Raw genomic sequence first — 6896 nt, 5'->3', positions numbered from 1 at the left:
AGCTCGAATGTAGTGTATACATCAACTTGATAACCTGTTTGATATTGAACAACACATATGAAGAACGTTGTTCTTTCACTCCACCCGCTAACTGATTTATCTGACTTCATAGTGAGAATAGGAGAATCACACTGAGGTATTTTCATACCTGAACCTCCCGATGCTTGTGATAAAGCTGAGAATCCGCTCATAACGTTACCTAACTGTGTATTTTGAAATGGACTAACTAATTTAAAACGAGATGCTTTTTCAGGAAGAGATGCTGGAGGAATACCTCTATTAACCGTCAAGCTATCCATGCTAGATTGAGCCGAATCAATAATCGTATCAAGAACAGTATCTCGAATAGACGAGTCACCTTTTACATCGATTATCATATACGCTTGCTCTGTTGTTCTTGTTGGAGTGGTTGAAGCACAACCACCTAGAACAAACATAGATAAGGCTACAAGTATTTTGTATTTCATTTTGACTGTTTGGTCAAAAACTGGTCAGATTAGTTGCCTATATAGGTACAATCGTGTTTTTGTTCCTTTTTTAGGCTTGAAATGAGTGGCTTAAACATCAAAATTAAAGAGATTGTAAATTATTATCAGCATTAAATTATTGAAACAAAAAAGGCTGCAAATCTGCAGCCTTTTAAGCTTGTAATTACTTAATGGGTAACTCTATCGCCCCAAATGTCTTCTAGGCGACTGTCGCGACCACAGCGCCAGCGATAGGTGTTATAACGAATAGGATTATTTTTATAGTAATCTTGATGATAACTTTCATCGCCTTTTATCGGGTAAAAAGTTTTCGCATCAAGAATAGGGGTTACCACTGTTTGGTTAGTAAACTCTTTAATAACGGCTTGTTTAGATTTTTGAGCTAGTTTTCGCTGCTGCTCATTGGCTACAAATATTGCGCTACGGTAGCTTGGGCCTTTATCACAAAACTGGCCTTGAGCGTCAAAAGGGTCAATGTTAACCCAGTAATGGTTTAAAATATCTTGATAGCTCAATACCTCAGTGTTGTAGGTAACTAGAACGGCTTCATAATGGCCGCGATGATTACCATTATAGGTAGGGTTTTTAAGTTCACCGCCGGTAAAACCTGAGATCACATCGGTTACACCTTCGAGTTTTTCAAAATCGCTTTCCATACACCAAAAACAGCCTCCGGCTAAAATGGCTTGTTCACTTTTAGCGTACGTTAATGAGCTAAACAAAAGCCCCACAGAGGTTAATGCTAGTGCTAATGTGTGTTTCATAAAAATTTCTCACCTGTAGTTATGTATAAATACTTGTATAGTAAGACCCGCTAACTTTAAAAACTCTTTCATTACAAAATGGCTGAAGGGGTTGAACTTGCTTTATATAAAACGGATGCTATATATGAAAAGTTTAATGACGACTGATAATTTGTATGATGAATTGTTAGTCGTTCTACAAAACAACTTTGCTCCATTAGGGTATAAACTTCCAAACACTGATGAGTTGATACCTCATAGTCAAAATGCTCAGTACCATGGATTTGGATTCACTATAAACCATAAGCGAATAATTTACAGAAAAGCTAAAGTTACTCCCGACTGACCTGGTGCTTTTTTAGCACTATGGAAACGACCAGCGGATGGAAGTAATTCTAAACCAATCCCATTTACCAACGAGTTTGACTATTTATTAGTAGCGGTTGCAAGTGATGGACTAACCACTATTAATAACCAATTAGCAAATATACAAAGCGGTTTATTTTTATTTCCGGTTGAGTTGTTAGTTAAAAAAGGCATAGTTACAGGTACTAACCTCAAAGGAAAAACGGCTTTTAGGGTGTTTCCACCTTGGAGCGAAAGTAGGGCTCTGAATGGTTCAGGCGTATTTAGTAACGCAGCGAAAAGCACTCAACGTTGGCAATGTGATTATTTTTTACAGCAAGATCAATATAAACTAATTGATTTATCTAAGTTAAACAAAATTTTAGCTAACGCTGTTTAAATTTAAACTGTTAAGTCACTTTACCAGCATTGTCTTATATAAGGTTGTTTACTAAAGTGAAATTATAACCTTGTGTAAATTTAAAAGGGAAAATCATGAACCAGTTAACAGAACAATCGATTAGTTGCCCTTACTGTGGAGAAACCATAGAAGTATTAATTGATGTGGCTGATATTGATGAGCAATACATAGAAGACTGCCAAGTGTGTTGTAAGCCTATTTCGTTTGTCGTATTTGAAGATAACGACGAACTTAATGTAAATGTATACAGTGAAGATGAGGCGTTTTGAAGGAGTAAGTAAGCTTAATGACATTACAACCACTTAATAATACGCATATCATCGAGCTAATGAGCTGGTTTAATAATCAAAATGAAACAGCTCAATGGGCTGGTCCGTATTTTAGGTATCCATTTACAAAGAAGACGTTTATTGAGGACTTAAACCTTGATGATTCTGCTTCTTTTGTATTGGTTGGACAACAAAACATATTACTTGCTTTTGGGCAATATTATCAACGGAAAAACAAATGTCACTTGGCTCGTTTAGTAGTAAACCCTATATACAGGGGGGAGGGAATTGCAGCCACCCTGATTAAAGAACTATGTAAACATGGCCAATTAAACTTAAATGTTACTGATAGTTCATTGTTTGTTTATGAAAATAACCTAGCAGCAGTTTTGGCTTATAAAAAGCTAGGATTTATAGTTGCGGCGAATCAAGAGAAAAGCTCATTACCAGATAACTGTGTTTATATGGTTAAAGCAATAAATTACGTTTAAGTTAGCTATTTTGCTGTTCACGCGCTAATTGGTTAGGCAATAACTGCTCAACAATTTCTCTCGCTGGTAAGGTATAACGAACGCCATCAAACATAACCGATGTAAACTCATCAATATTAGTAATGCCGGTAAGGGTCCAACCTTCACCACGTTTTGGGCAGTAAACAGTAGTAGTTGGTTGTATTACTTTAAAATTGTCGCTCATAGTTTATCTCAATTAATGCTTGTTAATACGATATGGTAAGTTAATAATGACGTTCTATAAAGTGCTATTTAAAGCGCGTTTACTTTATTTGGCATAGGCATGTTTAAAAATATAAAATTACCCCGTGTAACTCTTCGTTTAATTACTCACAAACATGGCGCAGCGTTATTAAATATTTTGAATAATCCCCTTGTTTATGAATTTAATGATTATAAAGCGCCGCTTAATAAAGAGCATATTAAGCAGTTAATTCAAGATGATATATCGAGTTATTACCAAGGTGAAGGTGTTCGGCTTGCGATTGAACATAATATATCAGGCGAACTCATTGGTACTTGTGGTTTGTATAACATTAATAACCAGACAAAAACTGCTTATTTGGGCTTTGAGCTCGATCCTTTTTATTGGCAACAAGGCTTAATGCATGAAGTACTTAAAGGCTTTATCAGTGAGGTGCATAGCTCACTAAACATTGAGCACCTATATGCAGAAATTCATGGTAAAAATGTTCGCTGTTATAACTTACTCACTAAACTTGGCTTTGTATTTAACCAGCAACTTAATAGTGGTGTATGGCATAAGCAATTAACTAAAATGAGCCACGCATGAGAATTAAAAAAACGATTATTTTAAATGTATTGTTTGTTGTTAGTGTATTTGGGTTTGCAATAACTGGGTTTAGTTATTATCAAAATAATGTTTCAGATTTTGTTGATGTAACCTTAGATTCGAAAGTGCTTAACGAGTCTCGAAAAGTATTTATCAGATTACCTAACAATTATGATAAAACTAAAGCGCATCCACTTTTTATAAAAACAGATGGCAATTTTAATTTAGCTAATTGGGATAAGGCGCTAAAAGCATTAAATCCCGAAAGTATATTTAATGAGGCTATTTTAGTTGTCGTACATAATCAGTTTTTTACTGATACTCGAAATCGTGATCTTGTGCCACCTTATGCAAGGAAGGACGTTAATACAAATCCTCGACCTAACAATGAAACTACGCCAGAAATTTTGGTAAAGCTGATTTGTTTTTAGCTTTTATAGAGCAAGAATTACTGCCATATATATCGGCTAATTATAAGTTAACTAGTCAACGTGGGTTAATAGGCTTTTCTGCAGGTGGAAGCTTTACTCTATATACTTTACAAACTAAGCCTCAGCTATTTAATGCTTATTTTGTGTTTAGCCCAGCCGCTTGGTATGACGATATGACAGTGACAAAACAGTTCGATACGTTTTTAAAAACAAACGTGAATAGTATAAAACAGCCAACATTTTTATATATCACTGTTGGTGGGGCAGAACATTCCCTAATGTTAGCTGCATATAATAATTTAGTTACTAGTTTAGCAAAACATCCAAACAGCTGGCTTAAATGGGGAAATACAATTAACATAAATGCTGATCATAATCAAACCCCTGCACTGAGTGTAGATAAAGCACTATTAAATTATACCGAGTTCTTAGGCTCGCAAACTAACACGTCGTTTAATTAATCAGTTACCGCTTTAATTTAAATATAGCCATATTTAGAATTTATTGCTGGTGGGTAATAGATAAAAGAACACATCATACTAAATTTATATTAAAGGCAATCTCAGCAATTGATTAATCTTAAGAACGATAACCAGAGGAAGGGGGGTAGGTTTATTTATGTGGGTTTATTTATGTGGGTTTATTTATGTGGGTTTATTTATGTGGGTTTATTTATGTGCGTTGATCGTTTGTTGTTAATTATACTACGCGTTTTATTAAATGAGTTGTGCAGCCGCAGGAAAACCAGATCGAAGCAAAAATGTCATTCTTTAGATGTTCAAATAACACACGTTGATTGCAGCTAACATCGGATTTTCCATTAGTGTTTTAGTACTTCACAGAATTAAACTCAAGCCTTTTATTAATTGACGTTACAACAATGCAATTTTGTTGCTCAATTGCCTTAACATGCTTTCTGCATTAGGTAGCTCGTCGTTTAAACCTGTGATCAGGGTCATAAAATAGCAGTCCATCATCACACTTGCTTTTGTTTCATCAAATTCTGGTTGTTCACTAAATAGCAGTTTTTTAAATTCATCCATTTGTGCTTTAAAAAAATCAGCACGCCAAATAATGTCGCTAATTAGTAATTTACTAAATTCACTGTTTTCACAATAAAAGGAGTAGAGGGGGTGAGCGTAGTGGCGTAACTTTAATCGAGGAGGTCGCTGAGTATCTGACTGCTTTGCTTGCTCAATAATAACTTCAATTTGTTGCTGCATACCTGCAATAAGCAAATCAATTTTATTTTCAAAATGGCTAAACACCGTACCCACTGCCACATTAGCTGCAACAGCAATTTCCCTTGTTGATGTGTGGTCATAACCTTGTAATAAGAAAAGCTCCCATGCTGAAGCTAAAATTTTATCCCGTGTTTTTTCTTTTTTACTCATACTATTCAACGCTTTATATCTTTGTTGGAAGTTGGGCCTAAATTAGCACTTGATTAACTGAGCGCGCTCAATTAAATTTGTGAGCATGCTCAATTAATCTAAAGGTGATACATGGAGTTTATCAAACGTGTTATTGGTTATGTACTTTTTATTCCACTTATTTATTTTTATTCTTTTATTCTCGGCCCAATCCTAAAAGCAGTTTTAGTCCCAGGTGGGGTTGTTTTTTTGTGGCTTATTCTAGGGCCAAAAGAGGGGACGCGTGCGTTAAAAAAAGCATTTAAGAAAAAGTAGTAAAATCTTCAGTAAAACAAATAAAAAGCCCTGCTATTTTGCAGGGCTTTAAGTTTAGCTTTGCGATTTTAAGCTTGAAAGCTCAACAGGCCATTAAAGAACGTATCTAAAACCAAAAGCAATACCGTCATCTTCTGACTGTTCCATTTGTGCTTGCTGTTGTTTATTATCACTTTCAAAATCACCAAAGTCTTTACGTGCTTCTACATAAAGTTGGGTGTTTTCATCTATTAAGTAATGAACACCAATAACAGCAAATTGACGTTTAAATACATCATTAGGATCAGCATTGAAATTTGGCTGAATAACGTAATCGTCGCCAGCGTCAAACAAGTTGTATGCAATAAATGGTCTAAAATCGTTTTCAAAAAGATACGACACAAATGTTTCAATACCAATTGCATCTTCAATTAAGCGACCAATGTTATCTGTATCGTGGTTTTCGTTTTTGTTTATATTAGCTGCTACATATAAACCTGGCGCATCAATATTGCCCCAAATAACACCCGCACCGTAAATTAAATCGTCAACTGAACGAGTTGTTCCGTCTCCATAAGTTAATTCAAACTCGCCGCGGTTAATACCCGCGGTCAGTTTTAGCTTATCAGTCACGTTATAAGTTACTGCACCACCAAATGTATAGTTAAATTCAACTTGTTGCGCAGCAGTATCGCCCGATTCAAAATTAGCCTGGCATTGTGACTCTGTAATATCCGTTACATCACAAGTGTAAAATGCGCTGTTTTTTAACTGAGTTTGTACGCTAAAATCAAAATCACCGTAACTATTACGGTATTGCAATGTTTTATCGCCACGGCCAGTACCATTTACAGCACCGTCGTCTTTGTTATAGGTATACACACCGGCGGCGTTGCCATCCCAAACATAGCTATAGTTAGTTGCATATACTACGTCGAACCATGCACCCCATTGTTTACCAATGGTAATTTGGCCGTATTTGTCGTGCTTTAAACCAGCATAGCCTAAACGGTTATATAAAAACTCATCCTGAATTGACTCAAAACGGTTGTTATACACAATATCACTACTACCAACTGGGTTTACGCCCCATTCAATTTTGGTCAGCGCTTCCCAGCCATTCTTTAATTGACGTTTAAAATCAAAATTAATTCGTGAGGCACCATTAACCACTTCATTTTGACCTTGAGTATTAATTACTCGCGCATCAATATAACCGCCAATAGC

General features: G+C 35.7%; 11 protein-coding genes and 1 pseudogene. 7 read left to right on the top strand and 5 right to left on the bottom strand.

Annotation, left to right across the window (positions count from 1 at the left end; translation table 11 throughout):
• Together P20311_RS18390 and msrA are read right to left on the bottom strand one after the other, a co-directional pair.
• Positions 1-467: hypothetical protein (locus P20311_RS18390; RefSeq protein ID WP_036985329.1), on the bottom strand; the 467-nt coding region annotated here is incomplete at its 3' end.
• A 188-nt stretch (positions 468-655) separates the two neighbouring features.
• A complete protein-coding gene (msrA, locus tag P20311_RS18385) occupies positions 656-1252 on the bottom strand; it encodes a peptide-methionine (S)-S-oxide reductase MsrA (RefSeq protein WP_008115636.1) in 597 nt (198 codons plus the stop codon).
• 340 nt (positions 1253-1592) lie between these two features.
• Here msrA and P20311_RS19415 point away from each other — a divergent pair.
• The 3 genes and pseudogenes from P20311_RS19415 to P20311_RS18365 all read left to right on the top strand — a co-directional run.
• Positions 1593-1976, top strand: a pseudogene (locus P20311_RS19415) (MepB family protein); the annotation flags it as partial.
• A gap of 95 nt (positions 1977-2071) precedes the next feature.
• Positions 2072-2266, top strand: coding sequence for a CPXCG motif-containing cysteine-rich protein (locus P20311_RS18370; RefSeq protein WP_008115633.1), 195 nt, complete (start codon positions 2072-2074; stop codon positions 2264-2266).
• Positions 2267-2283: 17 nt separating this feature from the next.
• Entirely contained in the window at positions 2284-2757 is a 474-nt protein-coding gene (locus P20311_RS18365) for a GNAT family N-acetyltransferase (RefSeq protein WP_008115631.1), read from the top strand.
• A 1-nt stretch (position 2758) separates the two neighbouring features.
• Here the strand turns inward: P20311_RS18365 and P20311_RS18360 are convergent, their stop codons facing one another.
• On the bottom strand, positions 2759-2962 hold the full coding sequence (locus P20311_RS18360; RefSeq protein ID WP_008115630.1) for a hypothetical protein: 204 nt from the start codon (positions 2960-2962) through the stop codon (positions 2759-2761).
• A 99-nt stretch (positions 2963-3061) separates the two neighbouring features.
• On the opposite strand from P20311_RS18360, the gene P20311_RS18355 reads away from it, so the two are divergent.
• The 3 genes from P20311_RS18355 to P20311_RS19475 are packed head-to-tail and all read left to right on the top strand — an operon-like array spanning position 3062 to position 4463.
• Positions 3062-3571 (top strand): GNAT family N-acetyltransferase, encoded by a 510-nt coding sequence (locus P20311_RS18355; protein WP_008115629.1) that lies wholly within the window; start codon positions 3062-3064, stop codon positions 3569-3571.
• Positions 3568-4002 (top strand): alpha/beta hydrolase-fold protein, encoded by a 435-nt coding sequence (locus P20311_RS19480; RefSeq protein ID WP_008115628.1) that lies wholly within the window; start codon positions 3568-3570, stop codon positions 4000-4002. The genes P20311_RS18355 and P20311_RS19480 overlap by 4 nt, the downstream gene beginning before the upstream one ends.
• Complete coding sequence (locus tag P20311_RS19475) at positions 3993-4463, top strand: alpha/beta hydrolase (RefSeq protein ID WP_008115627.1); 471 nt, start codon at positions 3993-3995, stop codon at positions 4461-4463. Before P20311_RS19480 ends, P20311_RS19475 begins: the two co-directional genes overlap by 10 nt.
• A 411-nt stretch (positions 4464-4874) precedes the next feature.
• Here P20311_RS19475 and P20311_RS18340 read toward each other — a convergent pair whose 3' ends face one another.
• Positions 4875-5396: a TetR/AcrR family transcriptional regulator gene (locus P20311_RS18340; RefSeq protein ID WP_008115626.1), complete on the bottom strand. Its 522-nt coding sequence runs from the start codon at positions 5394-5396 to the stop codon at positions 4875-4877.
• Positions 5397-5507: 111 nt separating this feature from the next.
• On the opposite strand from P20311_RS18340, the gene P20311_RS18335 reads away from it, so the two are divergent.
• A complete protein-coding gene (locus P20311_RS18335) occupies positions 5508-5690 on the top strand; it encodes a hypothetical protein (protein WP_008115625.1) in 183 nt (60 codons plus the stop codon).
• Positions 5691-5783: 93 nt separating this feature from the next.
• Here P20311_RS18335 and P20311_RS18330 read toward each other — a convergent pair.
• A partial coding sequence (locus tag P20311_RS18330) for a porin (protein WP_036932714.1) occupies positions 5784-6896 on the bottom strand: 1113 nt, incomplete at its 5' end.

This window comes from Pseudoalteromonas sp. BSi20311, from assembly GCF_000239875.1.
Lineage (GTDB): Bacteria > Pseudomonadota > Gammaproteobacteria > Enterobacterales > Alteromonadaceae > Pseudoalteromonas.
This window is presented reverse-complemented; position numbering and strand designations above follow the sequence as displayed.

Excerpts from the sequence above, each read along its gene's own strand:
- msrA (WP_008115636.1), bottom strand. The coding sequence starts at position 1,252 with ATGAAACACACATTAGCACTAGCATTAACCTCTGTGGGGCTTTTGTTT.
- P20311_RS18370 (WP_008115633.1), top strand. The coding sequence starts at position 2,072 with ATGAACCAGTTAACAGAACAATCGATTAGTTGCCCTTACTGTGGAGAA.
- P20311_RS18335 (WP_008115625.1), top strand. The coding sequence starts at position 5,508 with ATGGAGTTTATCAAACGTGTTATTGGTTATGTACTTTTTATTCCACTT.
- P20311_RS18340 (WP_008115626.1), bottom strand. The coding sequence starts at position 5,396 with ATGAGTAAAAAAGAAAAAACACGGGATAAAATTTTAGCTTCAGCATGG.
- P20311_RS18355 (WP_008115629.1), top strand. The coding sequence starts at position 3,062 with ATGTTTAAAAATATAAAATTACCCCGTGTAACTCTTCGTTTAATTACT.
- P20311_RS18360 (WP_008115630.1), bottom strand. The coding sequence starts at position 2,962 with ATGAGCGACAATTTTAAAGTAATACAACCAACTACTACTGTTTACTGC.
- P20311_RS18365 (WP_008115631.1), top strand. The coding sequence starts at position 2,284 with ATGACATTACAACCACTTAATAATACGCATATCATCGAGCTAATGAGC.
- P20311_RS19480 (WP_008115628.1), top strand. The coding sequence starts at position 3,568 with ATGAGAATTAAAAAAACGATTATTTTAAATGTATTGTTTGTTGTTAGT.